This is a genomic window from Pseudomonas sp. HN8-3, from assembly GCF_020790195.1.
Taxonomy (GTDB): Bacteria; Pseudomonadota; Gammaproteobacteria; order Pseudomonadales; family Pseudomonadaceae; genus Aquipseudomonas; species Aquipseudomonas synxantha_A.
In genome coordinates this window covers 3,587,641-3,602,463 of the sequence record NZ_CP086206.1, presented here as the reverse complement: position 1 = coordinate 3,602,463, position 14,823 = coordinate 3,587,641, and the positions used below count along the sequence as shown (strand labels likewise).

14 protein-coding genes are annotated in these 14,823 nt (G+C 60.8%); 5 read left to right on the top strand and 9 right to left on the bottom strand.

Going from position 1 to position 14,823, the window contains the following annotated elements; genetic code table 11:
• Nucleotides 1-209 precede the first annotated feature (209 nt).
• Together LJX92_RS15870 and cysS are read left to right on the top strand one after the other, a co-directional pair.
• A complete protein-coding gene (locus LJX92_RS15870; protein ID WP_005789177.1) occupies nt 210-1,910 on the top strand; it encodes a glutamine--tRNA ligase/YqeY domain fusion protein in 1,701 nt (566 codons plus the stop codon).
• A 19-nt stretch (nt 1,911-1,929) separates the two neighbouring features.
• Entirely contained in the window at nt 1,930-3,318 is a 1,389-nt protein-coding gene (gene cysS / locus LJX92_RS15865; RefSeq protein ID WP_228308589.1) for a cysteine--tRNA ligase, read from the top strand.
• 133 nt (nt 3,319-3,451) lie between these two features.
• Here cysS and LJX92_RS15860 read toward each other — a convergent pair whose 3' ends face one another.
• Both LJX92_RS15860 and LJX92_RS15855 read right to left on the bottom strand, forming a co-directional pair.
• Entirely contained in the window at nt 3,452-3,787 is a 336-nt protein-coding gene (locus LJX92_RS15860) for a DUF6124 family protein (RefSeq protein WP_228308588.1), read from the bottom strand.
• A 267-nt stretch (nt 3,788-4,054) separates the two neighbouring features.
• Nucleotides 4,055-4,750, bottom strand: a complete 696-nt coding sequence (locus LJX92_RS15855) for a peptidase E (RefSeq protein ID WP_103734480.1) — start codon at nt 4,748-4,750, stop codon at nt 4,055-4,057.
• 141 nt (nt 4,751-4,891) lie between these two features.
• On the opposite strand from LJX92_RS15855, the gene LJX92_RS15850 reads away from it, so the two are divergent.
• Nucleotides 4,892-5,350, top strand: a complete 459-nt coding sequence (locus tag LJX92_RS15850) for an HIT family protein (RefSeq protein WP_228309914.1) — start codon at nt 4,892-4,894, stop codon at nt 5,348-5,350.
• Nucleotides 5,351-5,475: 125 nt separating this feature from the next.
• Here the strand turns inward: LJX92_RS15850 and LJX92_RS15845 are convergent, their stop codons facing one another.
• From LJX92_RS15845 to LJX92_RS15815, 7 genes are all read right to left on the bottom strand, one after another.
• A complete protein-coding gene (locus LJX92_RS15845) occupies nt 5,476-5,814 on the bottom strand; it encodes a Na+/H+ antiporter subunit G (protein WP_122733446.1) in 339 nt (112 codons plus the stop codon).
• Nucleotides 5,811-6,089, bottom strand: a complete 279-nt coding sequence (locus tag LJX92_RS15840) for a K+/H+ antiporter subunit F (protein WP_032880591.1) — start codon at nt 6,087-6,089, stop codon at nt 5,811-5,813. Before LJX92_RS15840 ends, LJX92_RS15845 begins: the two co-directional genes overlap by 4 nt.
• A complete protein-coding gene (locus LJX92_RS15835) occupies nt 6,086-6,574 on the bottom strand; it encodes a Na+/H+ antiporter subunit E (protein ID WP_194438605.1) in 489 nt (162 codons plus the stop codon). The genes LJX92_RS15840 and LJX92_RS15835 overlap by 4 nt, the downstream gene beginning before the upstream one ends.
• Nucleotides 6,571-8,253, bottom strand: a complete 1,683-nt coding sequence (locus LJX92_RS15830) for a monovalent cation/H+ antiporter subunit D (RefSeq protein ID WP_032880595.1) — start codon at nt 8,251-8,253, stop codon at nt 6,571-6,573. Before LJX92_RS15830 ends, LJX92_RS15835 begins: the two co-directional genes overlap by 4 nt.
• Nucleotides 8,250-8,594, bottom strand: coding sequence for a Na+/H+ antiporter subunit C (locus LJX92_RS15825; RefSeq protein ID WP_005789164.1), 345 nt, complete (start codon nt 8,592-8,594; stop codon nt 8,250-8,252). The genes LJX92_RS15830 and LJX92_RS15825 overlap by 4 nt, the downstream gene beginning before the upstream one ends.
• A complete protein-coding gene (locus tag LJX92_RS15820) occupies nt 8,594-11,515 on the bottom strand; it encodes a monovalent cation/H+ antiporter subunit A (RefSeq protein WP_032880597.1) in 2,922 nt (973 codons plus the stop codon). Before LJX92_RS15820 ends, LJX92_RS15825 begins: the two co-directional genes overlap by 1 nt.
• Nucleotides 11,516-11,719: 204 nt before the next feature.
• Nucleotides 11,720-12,649: a DMT family transporter gene (locus tag LJX92_RS15815; protein WP_228308587.1), complete on the bottom strand. Its 930-nt coding sequence runs from the start codon at nt 12,647-12,649 to the stop codon at nt 11,720-11,722.
• Between the two features lie 92 nt (nt 12,650-12,741).
• Here LJX92_RS15815 and LJX92_RS15810 point away from each other — a divergent pair, with 92 nt between their 5' ends.
• Nucleotides 12,742-13,305 (top strand): helix-turn-helix domain-containing protein, encoded by a 564-nt coding sequence (locus LJX92_RS15810; protein WP_032880600.1) that lies wholly within the window; start codon nt 12,742-12,744, stop codon nt 13,303-13,305.
• A 22-nt stretch (nt 13,306-13,327) separates the two neighbouring features.
• Nucleotides 13,328-14,722 carry an FAD/NAD(P)-binding protein gene (locus tag LJX92_RS15805; RefSeq protein WP_228308586.1) on the top strand — a complete coding sequence of 465 codons (1,395 nt, stop codon included), beginning with the start codon at nt 13,328-13,330 and terminating at the stop codon, nt 14,720-14,722.
• Nucleotides 14,723-14,823: the final 101 nt, after the last annotated feature.

Sequence of the window (14,823 nt, the reverse complement as noted above, 5' to 3'; positions counted from 1 at the left end):
CCGGTTTGGCGAAGCTTGGGCCAAGACGCGCAGTTTAGCGTGCCTTGCAGGAATTTCGAGGTGGTTTTTTACCGCGCCTGTCATTAAAGCAGCAATTAAAGCAGCAGTTTTCGACCGCGCTCTGTCAGGTGGTTGACAGCTTCGGCTATGATAAGCCCTTTGTTTTATCTGGCCTGACCCGGCCACGAACCTGTCTGTTCAAGGATCCTATGAGCAAGCCCACTGTCGACCCTACCTCGAATGCCAAGGCCGGACCTGCCGTCCCGGTCAATTTCCTGCGCCCGATCATCCAGGCGGACCTGGATTCGGGCAAGCATACGCAGATCGTCACCCGCTTCCCGCCAGAGCCCAACGGCTACCTGCACATCGGTCACGCCAAGTCGATCTGTGTGAACTTCGGCCTGGCCCAGGAGTTCGGTGGCGTCACGCACCTGCGTTTCGACGACACCAACCCGGCCAAGGAAGACCAGGAATACATCGACGCCATTGAAAGCGACATCAAATGGCTGGGCTTCGAATGGTCCGGTGAAGTGCGCTATGCCTCCAAGTATTTCGACCAGTTGTTCGACTGGGCTGTCGAGCTGATCAAGGCCGGCAAGGCCTATGTGGACGACCTGACCCCGGAGCAGGCCAAGGAGTACCGTGGCACGCTGACCGAGCCGGGCAAGAACAGCCCGTTCCGCGACCGTTCGGTGGAAGAGAACCTGGACTGGTTCAACCGTATGCGCGCCGGCGAGTTCCCGGACGGCGCCCGCGTGCTGCGTGCCAAGATCGACATGGCCTCGCCGAACATGAACCTGCGCGACCCGATCATGTATCGCATCCGCCATGCCCACCACCACCAGACCGGTGACAAGTGGTGCATCTACCCCAACTACGACTTCACCCACGGTCAGTCGGACGCCATCGAAGGCATCACCCACTCCATCTGCACCCTGGAGTTCGAAAGCCATCGCCCACTGTACGAGTGGTTCCTGGACAGCCTGCCGGTACCGGCGCACCCGCGTCAGTACGAATTCAGCCGCCTGAACCTGAACTACACTATCACCAGCAAGCGCAAGCTCAAGCAACTGGTGGATGAAAAGCACGTACATGGCTGGGATGACCCGCGCATGTCCACGCTGTCGGGCTTCCGTCGCCGTGGCTACACCCCGGCGTCGATCCGCAACTTCTGCGACATGGTCGGCACCAACCGTTCCGACGGTGTGGTCGACTTCGGGATGCTGGAATTCAGCATCCGCCAGGACCTCGACGCCAACGCCCCCCGCGCCATGTGCGTGCTGCGGCCGTTGAAGGTGGTGATCACCAACTACCCGGAAGGCCAGGTCGAGAACCTCGAACTGCCGCGTCACCCACAGAAAGAAGAGCTGGGCGTGCGCAAATTGCCATTCGCCCGCGAAATCTACATCGACCGCGACGACTTCATGGAAGAGCCGCCCAAGGGCTACAAGCGCCTGGAGCCGAACGGCGAAGTGCGCCTGCGCGGCAGCTACGTGATCCGTGCGGACGAAGCGATCAAGGACGCCGATGGCAACATCGTCGAGCTGCGCTGCTCGTACGATCCGGACACCCTGGGCAAGAACCCTGAAGGCCGCAAGGTCAAGGGTGTGGTCCACTGGGTGCCGGCCGCTGCCAGCATCGAATGCGAAGTGCGCCTTTACGATCGTCTGTTCCGCTCGCCGAACCCCGAGAAGGCCGAAGACAGCGCGAGTTTCCTCGACAACATCAACCCTGACTCCCTGCAAGTGCTCACTGGTTGTCGTGCCGAGCCATCGCTTGGCGACGCACAGCCGGAAGACCGTTTCCAGTTCGAGCGCGAAGGTTACTTCTGCGCAGATATCAAGGACTCCAAACCTGGTGCTCCGGTATTCAACCGTACCGTGACCTTGCGAGATTCGTGGGGCCAGTGATTCTGTTTAAGGAACTGTCGTGCTAACGATCTACAACACACTCAGCAAGACCAAAGAAGTCTTCAAGCCGCTGGATGGCAACAAGGTGCGCATGTACGTGTGCGGCATGACCGTGTACGACTACTGCCACATCGGCCACGGTCGCAGCATGGTTGCCTTCGACCTGGTGACCCGCTGGCTGCGTTTCAGCGGCTATGACTTGACCTATGTGCGCAACATCACCGACATCGACGACAAGATCATCAACCGCGCCAACGAAAACGGCGAGTCGTTCGACGCGCTGACCGAGCGCATGATCGCTGCCATGCACGAGGACGAGGCGCGCCTCAACATCCTCAAGCCGGACATGGAACCGCGTGCCACGGACCACATCCCTGGCATGCACACGATGATCCAGACCCTGATCGACAAGGGTTACGCCTACGCCCCAGGCAATGGTGACGTGTACTACCGCGTCGCCAAGTTCATGGGCTACGGCAAGCTCTCGCGCAAGAAGATCGAAGACCTGCGCATCGGCGCGCGCATCGAAGTCGACGAAGCCAAGCAGGACCCGCTCGACTTCGTACTGTGGAAAGGTACCAAGCCCGGCGAGCCAAGCTGGGAATCGCCGTGGGGCCCTGGGCGTCCGGGCTGGCACATCGAATGCTCGGTAATGTCCACCTGCTGCCTGGGCGAGACCTTCGATATTCATGGCGGCGGCAGCGACCTGGAGTTCCCGCACCACGAAAACGAAATCGCCCAGAGCGAAGCCGCCACTGGCAAGACCTACGCCAACGCCTGGATGCACTGCGGCATGATCCGCATCAATGGCGAGAAGATGTCCAAGTCCTTGAACAACTTCTTCACCATCCGCGACGTGCTGGAAAAGTACCACCCGGAAGTGGTGCGTTACCTGCTGGTGTCCAGCCACTACCGCAGCGCCATCAACTACTCGGAAGACAACCTCAAGGACGCCAAGGGCGCCCTTGAGCGTTTCTACCACGCGTTGAAAGGCTTGCCAGCGGTGGCACCTGCTGGTGGCGAAACGTTCGTGGCACGCTTTACCGAAGTCATGAACGACGACTTCGGCACGCCGGAAGCCTGCGCGGTGCTGTTCGAGATGGTGCGTGAGATCAACCGCTTGCGTGAGACTGATCTCGACGCGGCAGCGGGCCTGGCGGCGCGCCTCAAAGAACTGGCCAGCGTACTGGGTGTGTTGCAGATGGAAGCCGATGACTTCCTGCAGGCCGGCGCTGAAGGGCGTGTGGATGCGGCGCAGGTGGATGCGTTGATTCAGGCGCGTCTGGCTGCTCGGGCTAACAAGGACTGGGCGGAATCCGACCGTATCCGTGACCAACTGACCGCGATGGGTGTGGTGTTGGAAGACGGGAAGGGTGGGACGACGTGGCGGTTGGCTGATCAGGCCTGATCCAGATGTGGGAGGGGGCTTGCTCCCGATGGCGGTAGGTCAGTCAGCTCGTCTGCAACTGGCCCACTGCCATCGGGAGCAAGCCCCCTCCCACTTTTGACCGTGCTCACTTTGCTCGGTCTTCGGATCAGATCTATCCGTGAATTGGTTTGTCTTTGAGTTTTAGCGTTTTATCCACCATCAGCTGAATCCCTTCCAGCATCCGGCAAATTCCCAGAGCTACGCTACGCGGGGTGCCTTCGATCTCAAAAGCCAAATGGCTTGCCAGCGCTTGAACCGACGCAAGATCCTCCGACGCGTTGACCAGCAGCGTCTCGACGTCTAATCCTTCACGTACGGTAAACAAACCATGATCCTCAGCAGATGGCTCTGATTTTTCAGACGGGTTCAGGTAGTGATTTATCGCTCGATGAGCGGCAGTGTGAAATGCGGTTGAATCTGACGGTGGATTCGGACTGTCTTTAATCATGGCGTAGCTCCTAGAGTATTGGAGTCACCACCCATCGCTGCGAAACGATATTTGGGTGGCAGCTGTACGCAGGTTCGCAGACCGGGACTCTAGCACCCGGCATACCCGAAGGTATCCCGCGCACAGCCGCCATAACATCAGGCATTAAAAAGCGCCCGCTATCTGAGGTGGACACTGTGCGTCTAGAGTTTAACCGAGCTGCGAAACCCGGTCGCTGAATTTGCAGCGACCGCCAAAGATTAGGCGGCCATTTTCTGAGCGGCAACCCTAAAGAGCTGTAGGGCGTTTCCTTGCAATGGGCTCCGAAGTGCTGCTGAGTTTATATGCACTACCAGTCGTGTAGTTATGAACAGTCGCATGGTATTCACCGTTCTTGAAATGCAGGGCAACTCCGTCATCCAGCGCGTAGGCGGGGTGTATGTTTTTAAGTCGAACCAGTTCAACAAACGAAGATTCTCTCCCCACCTCTGAGCTGAAGTGCGGGCACAGCGCGCCAGGGAGAAAACCCAGTCCGTCGACCAGCGCATATACGCCCCCTGAGTCGGAATGCCCGTGGTCGAACCAGCAGATGGCGCCGGCACTGACGCCGCAAAGCACTTTGCCGTGTTCCTGGGCTTGCTTCAAAAGGGTGGTCACGTCAAATTCACGCCAGATTGCCAGTAAGGCTCGGGTGTTGCCGCCGGCCACGTAGATGATGTCAGCCTGTTCAAACAGCGCGGCAACATGAGCTGGGGTTGGAAAAGGCGGAATGAAAAACGTCAATGGCACAACGGTGCAGCCGGCGCTTTGGTATTTGAGCGTGAAGTCGGCAATCTTCGTACGGTCATCGCCATTGGCGGTGGAGATATAGAGCACCGTGGGCTGGGTTTTGCCCGACGAAGCGACGATATATTCGTCGATGCGGGTCATGCGCGTCATGTCTTCGCTGGACTCGCCGCCGATGACAATGATGTTTTTATCCATGGTGAACTCCTGTCTCAGCACAGCGGGCATACCCAGGTCTTAGGACATTTCCCAAAATGCCCGTAGGGTTTGACGCTCATTCCATCCTAGCTTTAGATGGTTGCCACGACCAAACCCAAGACGAAACTGGCGGTGATTCAAATGGATTGTATTTTCTGCAGCATTGTCCGCAAAACCTCCCCGGCCCATATCCTGTGGGAGGATGATCAGCATATGGCGTTCCTGTCGATCTTCCCTAACACACCGGGTTTCAGCGTGGTGATTCCAAAGCAGCATTACGGCAGCTATGCGTTTGCGCAGTCGGATGAAGTGTTGGCAGCGCTCGCGGTCGCAGCAAAGAAAACCGCACAACAGATCGACCGCGCATTTCCCGATGTGGCGCGTACGGGGATGATTCTGGAAGGGTATGGGGTGGACCACCTGCATGCGAAGTTGTTTCCCATGCATGGGACCGGGCAGGACAGCACGTTCAAGCCGTTGAGCTCGCAGGTGGATAAGTTTTTTGAGGCTTATGACGGCTATATCTCTTCCCACGATTTTGTGCGGGCGGATGATGCCGAATTGGCGGAATTGGCGGCAAGAATCCGATCCTTCGCCTAGCACCCATCCAACTGTGGGAGCTGGCTTGCCTGCGATAGCGGTGGGCCAGCCAACCTCTTCAGTGACTGATCCGACCTCATCGCAGGCAAGCCAGCTCCCACATTTTTATGTGCCTGCCTGAGAGGTCAGCGGCGGCTGCTGACTTCAGCCGGCACATCGTCACCGGCCATGCGTTTGCGGAATAGGGCGGTTCGCGCCAACAGCAGTGTGGTGACCGGCACGGTGATCGCGAGCAAAACCGGAATCAACCAACCATGCAACACCGGCCCGGACTTGAGCACCGAAAAATAGATAATCGACGCCAATGCCACGCACCATGCGCCCAATGTCGAGGCGAGTGCCGGCGGGTGCATGCGTTGGAAAAACTCCTTCATCCGCAGCAAGCCAATCGCGCCAATCAACGCAAACACACTGCTGAGCACCAGCAGCACCCCCACTATCACTTCAACCCATAACGGCATCATTCAATCACCTCCCCACGCAGCAGGAATTTCGCCAGGGCAAACGAGCCGACGAAGCCGAACAGCGCAATCAACAGCGCCGCTTCAAAGTAGGTATCACTGGCATAGCGAATACCGAGCACCAGCATCATCAGCATGGCCAGGATGTACAGGTAGTCCAGCGCCAGGACTCGGTCCTGGGCGGACGGGCCTTTGAACAGGCGGATCAGGGTCAGCACCATCGCCAGCGAGAACAGGAACAGGCTGGCCAGGATCGCATTGGAGAGCAGGGCGCTCATTCGAAGATCTCCATCAGGGGCCGCTCGTAGGTGGCTTTGAAGTGCTGGATAAACAGGGCTTCATCGTCAAGGTCGAATACGTGCAGCAGCAAGATGCTACGGTCCAGCGCCAGTTCCGACCAAATGGTGCCGGGGATCACCGTGGTGATCATCGACAGCGCGGCAAGGCCGTTGGGGCTGTGCAGGTCCAGGGGGATCTTGATGAAGCGCGAGCGCGGCGGGCGTGTGCCGCAGGTCAGTACACCCCACGCCACTTGCAGGTTGGAGACGATCACGTCGCGGCCCACCAACAGGAACAGGCGCAGGATCACGCCAGGGCGACGCAGGCTGATCGGCTGCGGGCGCAGCGGCGCCATCAGCAAAGGCGCGAGAAAGCCCAGCAGCGCGCCCAGCAGCAGGTTGCCGGGGCTGATCGACAGGTTCAGCAGCAGCCACAACACCCACAGGGCCAGCGACAACCAGGGTGCAGGAAACAGGCGCTTCATGGTTGCACCTCCAGCGCGGCGGCCTTGGCTTCAGGGCTCGGCACCGGACGTGTGGCCATTACCGCCATCACATAGCTTTCCGGGTTGTTCAGGCTCTTGGCGGTGGCCAGGGTGTAGCGCATCAAGGGTTCGGCCTTGAACGTCAAGGCGATGCTCAAGCCCAGCAGCACGAAGATCGGCACGCACTCGTAGCGTCGCAACAGCGGTGATGGGCGCTCTTCCGGGGTCCAGAAGCGCTGGATGCCAAGGCGGGCGAAGGCGATCAGCGACGCCAGGCCGGACAGAATCAGCAGCGCCACCAGGCCCCAGGCTGCAGGACGGATCGATTCGTCCACGGCGTTGCCCAGGCCCAGTGGGTTGATCAGCGCACTCAACAGGCTGAGCTTGCCGATGAACCCCGACAATGGCGGCATGCCGATAATCAGCAGCGCGCAGGCGATAAAGCTCAAGCCGAGAAAGGCCATGGTCCAGGGGATGACCTGGCCGACCACGGCTTTCTGCTCATCGTCCAGGTTCACACCCGGACGCGGATGCAGCGACTCCATGGCCTTGGGCAGCGCATCAATCTCTTCATCAAGCGGCAGGTCGTTGGCCGAGCGCGAACGCTCGATCAATTCAGCCAGCAGGAACAGCGCACTCAATGCCAGGGTGGAGCTGACCAGATAGAACAATGCCCCAGCGGTCAGGCTTGGCTGGGCAAACCCTACCGCCGACAGCAGGATCCCGGCCGAGACCAGAATGCTCAGGCTCGCCATGCGCTCCAGGCGTTGCGCCGCCACCATCGCCAGCGCCGCGCACACGATGGTCGCCATGCCGCCATACACCAGCCAGTCGCCGCCAAACAGCGCCGAAGCGCCGGCCTGGCCGGAAAACAGCAGGGTCCACAGGCGCAGCACGGTGTACACGCCAACCTTGGTCATGATCGCAAACATCGCCGCCACCGGCGCACTGGCCGAGGAGTAGGCGGGCGCCAGCCAGAAGTTCAGCGGCCACATGCCGGCCTTGGCCAGAAACGCGGTCGCCAGGATCGCTGCGCCAGCGTGCAGCAGGCCGCGATCAGCCTCCGGCACCAGCGGGATTTTCAGCGCCAGGTCAGCGAAATTCAGCGTGCCGGTGACGCCGTAGATCATCGCCGCGCCAATCAGGAACAGCGACGACGCCAGCAGGTTGATCGCAATGTAATGCAGGCCGGACGACACCCGAGCACGACCCGAACCATGCAGCATCAGGCCGTAGGACGCCGCCAGCAGCACCTCGAAGAACACGAACAAGTTGAACAAATCCGCGGTGAGAAATGCGCCGTACAGACCCATCAGCTGGATCTGGAACAGCGCATGGAAGCTAGTGCCCGCACGGTCCCAGCGGGCCATGGCGAAGAGCAATGCGCTTACGCCGATAACCCCGGTGAGCACCAGCATCAGCGCCGAGAGCTGGTCCACCACCAACACGATGCCGAACGGTACTTGCCAGTTACCCGGCAGGTACACGCCGATCGAGCCGGGCCCGCCTTTTTGTGTCCAGTACAGCAACAGGACGGCCACGCCCAGGCCGATCAAGCTGGAGACCAGATTGATTTTGGCCTTCAGCGGCCGGCGTTTCTCGCCGAGCATCAGCATCAGCGCCGCCGTGAACAACGGCAGCAGAATCGGCGCAACGATCAGTTGATTGACCCAATTCATTCCTTCGGCTCCCGGCCATCCACATGGTCAGTGCCGGTCAGGCCCCGGGATGCCAGCAGCACCACCAGGAACAACGCGGTCATGGCGAAGCTGATCACGATGGCTGTAAGTACCAGGGCCTGGGGCAGGGGGTCGGTGTAGTTGAGCAGGTCTTGCGGCACGCCGTCCTTGATGATCGGTTCCTTGCCGATAAACAGGCTGCCCATGCTGAAAATGAACAGATTGACCCCGTACGACAACAGGCACAGGCCCATCACCACCTGGAATGTCCGTGGCCGCAGCACCAGCCAGACGCCGGAGGCCGCCAGGACCCCAATGGCAATTGCGATGACTTCTTCCATCAGGCGGCTCCTTCGGTTGCAGCAACGACTTTGGGCTGGTTGCTCGGTTTATGTGCTCGCACAGATTGGTGGCCGAGGGCGGTCAGCATCAGCAGCGTCGAGCCCACGACCATGGCGTACACGCCAATGTCGAAGAACAACGCACTGGCGATATGGATATCGCCGAGCAGTGGCACGTGGAAATGCCAGGTATGGGTGGTCAGGAACGGGTATCCGGCGAACAGCGCGCCAAGGCCGGTCAAGGTCGCCGACAGCAGGCCGAAGCCCATCCAGCGCATGGGCCGCAGGCTCATCTGCGCTTCGACCCATTGGGTGCCCGCCACCATGTATTGCAGGATAAACGCTACCGACATCACCAGCCCGGCGACAAACCCGCCGCCTGGTTGGTTGTGACCGCGCAGGAACAGGTAGAACGACACCACCAGCGCAATCGGCAACAGCAGGCGCACCAGCACCGCCGGCACCATCATAAAGCCCAGCGCGGTGTCACTGGCCTGGCGCGGGTTGACCAGGTCGGTGGCCACGTCCGGTGCCAATTGGCGCTGTTGCGCCGGCAACTCCATGCTTTCCTTGGACGGGCGGAAGCGTCGCAGCAAGGCATATACGGTCAAGGCCACGGCACCCAGCACGGTGATTTCGCCCAGCGTATCGAAGCCCCGGAAGTCCACGAGCATCACGTTCACCACATTGCTGCCGCCGCCTTCGGGCAGGGCGCGGCTCAAGTAGAACGAGGAGATATCGTTGGGTGTCTGGCGGGTCAGCATCGCGTAGGACAACAGCGCCATGCCGCCCCCCACTACAGTGGACAGCAACAAGTCGCGCACCCGGCGAATGCGCGCCTTGCGCAAGGTGTTGGGCAATGGCCAAACCTCCTCGATACGCCGTGGCAGCCAGCGCAGGCCGAGCAGGATCAGCACGGTGGTCACCACTTCCACCACCAATTGGGTCAGGGCCAGGTCCGGCGCCGAGAACCACACGAAGGTCACGCACGTCATCAGGCCGCACACGCTGACCATGGTCAGGGCCGCCAACCGGTGATACTTGGCTTGCCAGGCGGCGCCCAGCGCGCAGGCAATCGCCAGCAACCACAGGGTGACGAACACGATGGAGCCCGCAATCTTCGGCCGGTCGCCCCAGGTGAGGCCACTGTTGATCATGGGGATCATGGCCCCGATCACCGCGACGATCACCAGCAGGAACAATTGGGTTTGCAGGCGCTTGGTGCTGATGCGTTTTTCGATCCTGCGCACACCGCGCATCATCACCACCAGGCAGCGCTCGAAGCCACGCTTGCCGTTGAAATAGCCGATCAGCGGCGGGTATTCGAAGCGGCCACGCTTGAGTTGCTTGCGCAGCATCAGGTACAGCACCACGCCGCCGGTCATTGCCACCAGGCTCATGATCATTGGCGCGTTCCAGCCGTGCCAGATCGCCAGGCTGTACTCGGGCAGCACACCACCGACCACGGGCAACGCCGCAGCGGCAAGGATCGAGCCGACCACCTGGGCCGGGAAAATCCCCACCAGCAGGCAGGTGAACACCAGCAATTCCACCGGCGCACGCATCCAGCGCGGTGGCTCGTGAGGCGTGTGCGGCAAGTCGGTAGCCGGCGGGCCGAAGAACACATCCACGGTAAAGCGCAGGGCGTAGGCCACGCTGAAGGTGCCGGCGATGGTCGCAATCACCGGCAGGGCGATTTCCACCCATTGCGTCGACGAGATGAATACGGTTTCGGCAAAGAACATCTCTTTGGACAGGAAGCCATTGAGCAACGGCACACCGGCCATGGAGGCACTGGCTACCATGGCCAGGGTCGCGGTAAACGGGATCAACCGCACCAGGCCACTGAGCTTGCGGATATCCCGCGTGCCGCTTTCGTGGTCGATGATGCCCGCCGCCATGAACAGCGACGCCTTGAAAGTGGCGTGGTTGAGGATATGGAACACTGCGGCGACGGCGGCCAGCGGGCTGTTGAGGCCCAGCAGCAGGGTGATCAGCCCGAGGTGGCTGATGGTGGAGTAGGCCAGCAGGCCCTTGAGATCGTTTTGGAACATGGCGCAGTAAGCGCCGAGGAGGAGGGTGAGGGCGCCGGCACCGCCGACGATCCAGAACCATTCTTCGCTGCCGGACAGCGACGGCCACAGGCGGGCCAGCAGGAACACGCCGGCCTTCACCATCGTTGCCGAGTGCAGATAAGCCGAAACCGGAGTGGGCGCCGCCATGGCGTGGGGCAGCCAGAAGTGGAAGGGGAACTGCGCGCTTTTGCTCAGGGCGCCGATCAGTACCAGCGCCAGCATGACCGGGTACAGCGAGTGCGCGCGAATCTGGTCGCCCGCCGCCAGCACCTGGTCCAGGTCATAGCTGCCGACGATATGCCCCAGCAACATCACCCCGGCCAGCAGGCACAGCCCGCCTGCGCCGGTGACCATCAGGGCCATATAGGCACCACGCCGCGCATCGGCGCGGTGGTGCCAATAGCCGATCAGCAGGAACGAGAACAGGCTGGTCAGTTCCCAGAAGAACACGATCTGAATCAGGTTGCCGGAAATCACCAGGCCAAGCATGGCGCCCATGAACGCGAGGAAGAACGCAAAGAAGCGCGGCACCGGATCGTCCGGCGACATGTAATAACGCGCATACAACGACACCAGCGTGCCGATGCCGAGCACCAGCATCGAGAACAGCCAGGCAAAGCCGTCCATGCGCAACACGAAGTTAAGCCCAAGACTGGGCAACCACATGAATTCTTCGCGTATCACGCCACCATGGGCGATCTGGGGGTAGAGCAGTGCGACTTGAATAGTGCCGACCAATGCCACCAGGCCGGCCAGCAGGGATTCGGTATTACGTGCGTTGTGCGGCAGCAAGGCCGCCAGACAGCTGCCAATGAATGGCAGAAGCAGTAGAACTATCAGGGACATAGGCTTCTAATCTGCGGGAGTTTGGGATGCATCATACGTGCCGCTTTCACGATCACCAAACGGCAAGATGTGGCAGGATCCTACAAGGTAGGCCGAAACCTCTCATTCAGCACTGGTTCAAAACCCTTGAATTGAAACGCCGACCCCTGTGGGAGCCGGGCTTGCCCGCGATGACGATAGAGCGGGCACCACAGGGTTTGCAGGTTATCCCTGACGCTCCTGTTCCAAGGCATCTGCGAGTTCAATTGCCTTCTGCCCCTTCGTCTTCATCTCACTCACAATCACCGCTACCACAATCAACACCGCCCCGACCATTGCAATCGGCGGGAAGCGCTCTCCGGCAATTCGCCCGACCACGCCTGCCCACACCGGCTCGCCGGCATAGATCAAGGTAGCCCGGGTTGGCGACACACTCTGCTGCGCCCAATTCATCGCGACCTGGATCACCGCACTGGTCAAGCCCAGGCCCACGGCGCTGAACAGCAACAGCCAAGAAAAGCCCGGCAACGCCTCGCCCATGGGCACCACCATCATGAACGACAGCACCGAAGCGGTGGCCAGTTGCACCACGGTCACCCGGCGAATATCCACCTGGCCGGCAAATGCGCTGATCAAGATGATCTCGGCCGCTATTGCCACGGCACCGATCAGCGTAGCGATTTCACCTGGGCTGAAGTTCAGTGAAGCCCCCGCCGGGCCAGTCAACAGCATCAACCCGGCAAACGCCAGCATGATGCCGATGCTGGGCATCAACCCGGGGCGACGGCCCAGCACCAGCCACTGCAACAGCGGCACGAACGGTACATACAACGCGGTGATAAACGCCGACTGGCTGCTCAGGATGGTCTGCAAGCCAATCGTCTGAAAACCGTAGCCAAACATGATCGCCACCCCGATAAACACCCCGGCCTTCAATTCGAACAGGGTCAGGTCGCGCAGGGTGCGCAAGGAAAAGAACCCCACCACAATTGTCGCCGCCGCGAAGCGCAGCCCCACAAAAAACATCGGCCCGCTGACGGTCATGGCATGTTGCACCAGCAAGAAGGTGCCGCCCCAGATCATGGTGATCACCACCAGGATGCATTCGGCTTTGCTGAAGCGGTTGAATCGCGAAGGGGAGGTCGGGGCTGTCATGGCGGCTCGGTCTTGCAAGGGAAAGGCACGGACCGCACAATGCGCCGCACGCTGGGCAGTATACTGCGCACACCCACCTATTGAGCAATATAGTGCACAAAGAAAATCCGCAACGGGCCTCGGTCCTGCAGCACGTCAGCCAGAACGTCCGTCGCCTGCGCCATGCCGCCGACCTGAGCCAGACCGCGCTCTCGGAAAAGTCCGGGGTCAGCCGGCGCATGCTGGTGGCGATTGAAGCGGGGGAGAAGAACGTCAGCTTGTCCACTTTGGATCGTGTGGCTGAAGCGTTGGACGTGGCGTTCAGTGATCTGATTCAGGCGCCGGATGTGCGGGACCACAGCCGTATCAACGAGCTGGCCTGGGCGGGCGAGATTGTCGGCAGTAAGGCGGTGCTGCTGGCCAAGGCCACGGCACGGCGTGAAGTCGAATTGTGGGAGTGGCGGCTTGAACCCGGTGATCGTTATTGCCCGGACCCTGATTTGGAAGGGTGGAGCGAACAACTGTTTGTGTTCGAGGGCAGCCTGACGCTGGTGATAGGTGATCAGGAAAATGTCATCGAGGCTGGAGAGTTCTTTATGTTCGCCAGCCACCAGCCCCATGCTTATCGCAATGATGGGAACGCGGCGGTACGGTTTGTTCGAAATGTGGTGATTTGAGCAACAATAAGGGCGAACTGGCATGAGTGAATCCACCCGCGTTGCCGATGTACTGATCATCGGCGGCGGCCTGAGCGGTACGATGCTGGCCGTGCAGCTGCTGCGCCTGCCGGGCACGCGGCGCATCCTGGTGATTGAGCCGCGTGCTGAGCTGGGGCGGGGCGAGGCCTATAGCGCGGTTGAGCTGGGTCATACCTTGAACGGCAACGCGGCGCGCATGAGCGTCGATCCGGACAACCCCGACGACCTGACCCAATGGCTCACTGACTACATCGCTGGAGGTGGTTGGCCGGAGTCGGATCAGCAGCATGTGCCCATCAGCGAACTGTTCCCGCCACGCGGGATTTTTGGACTGTACGCGCAACAGCGCTTGGCCGAGGCCAAGGCGTTGTCTACGTCGACCGTCGAGCATATCCGCGCCGAAGGGGTGGACCTGCAAGTCGACGCAGCCTCCACGCTGTTGACCCTCGATAATGGGGAGCAGCTGCGTGGCACTTTTGCGGTATTGGCCACCGGCATGTTCCCGGCAGCGCGCACGCCCCTAACCGAGTCCAGCGGTTTGAACGCCGCAGCCATGGACCCATGGGACGTGCAAGCGATGACCCAACTCGACCCGCAATCAACGGTACTGATCATCGGCTCCGGGTTGACCATGGTCGATGCCGTGGTGTCGCTGGAACAGGCCGGGCATCGCGGTCCCATCGAGATCTTTTCGCGCCACGGCCTGTTGCCCCATGTGCGCAAACAGCCGCCAAGTTGGGATGACTTCCTGGCCGCCGATTACAACCTGCGCAGCCCTCGGCAATTGCTGCGTGAGGTGCGACGCCAATGTCAGTTCGCGCTGGCGCAAGGCATCGACTGGCAGGCGCCGTTGGACACCGTGCGCGGGCACATCGCACGCTTGTGGAGTCAGGCCAGTGAGCCTCAGAAGCGCCAGTTCGTGCGACATGTGCGGCCATGGTGGGAAAGCCATCACCACCGCTCGCCACCGTTGAGTGCGCAGTTGGTGACGCGCTTGCAGGCAGAAGAGCGGCTGCGGATTCGCGCAGCGTCGTTCAAGGGTTTGGTGCCGTCGGATGAGGGCGTTGCCATTGCGGTGCGCTATCGTGGCGGGCAGGAGGTCACACAGGTTTCGGGAGCGGCGCTGATCAACTCCAGCGGCATCGAGTACGACTGGCGTCGTGTCGCCCGGCCATTGCCGCAACAACTGCTCAAGCGTGGGTTGATCCGGCCTGGGCCTTTGGCGTTGGGGATTGCGGCGGATGCAGCCGGCGCGGTGCTGGATGCCCAGGGCCATGCCAGCCAGCGACTGTTTGCCATGGGGCCGCCGTTGCGGGGCATGTGGTGGGAGAGTACGGCGGTGACGGATGTGGCGCTCCAGGCCAAGGCACTGGCAACCAAGCTCACACAGATCTAAATGGGGGAGGTGAGCAAGCCCTGATCCGCGAAGTGAACGTCAATGCTCAAAGCAACGAAAATCAAATGTGGGAGGGGGCTTGCTCCCGATGAGGGCGTGTC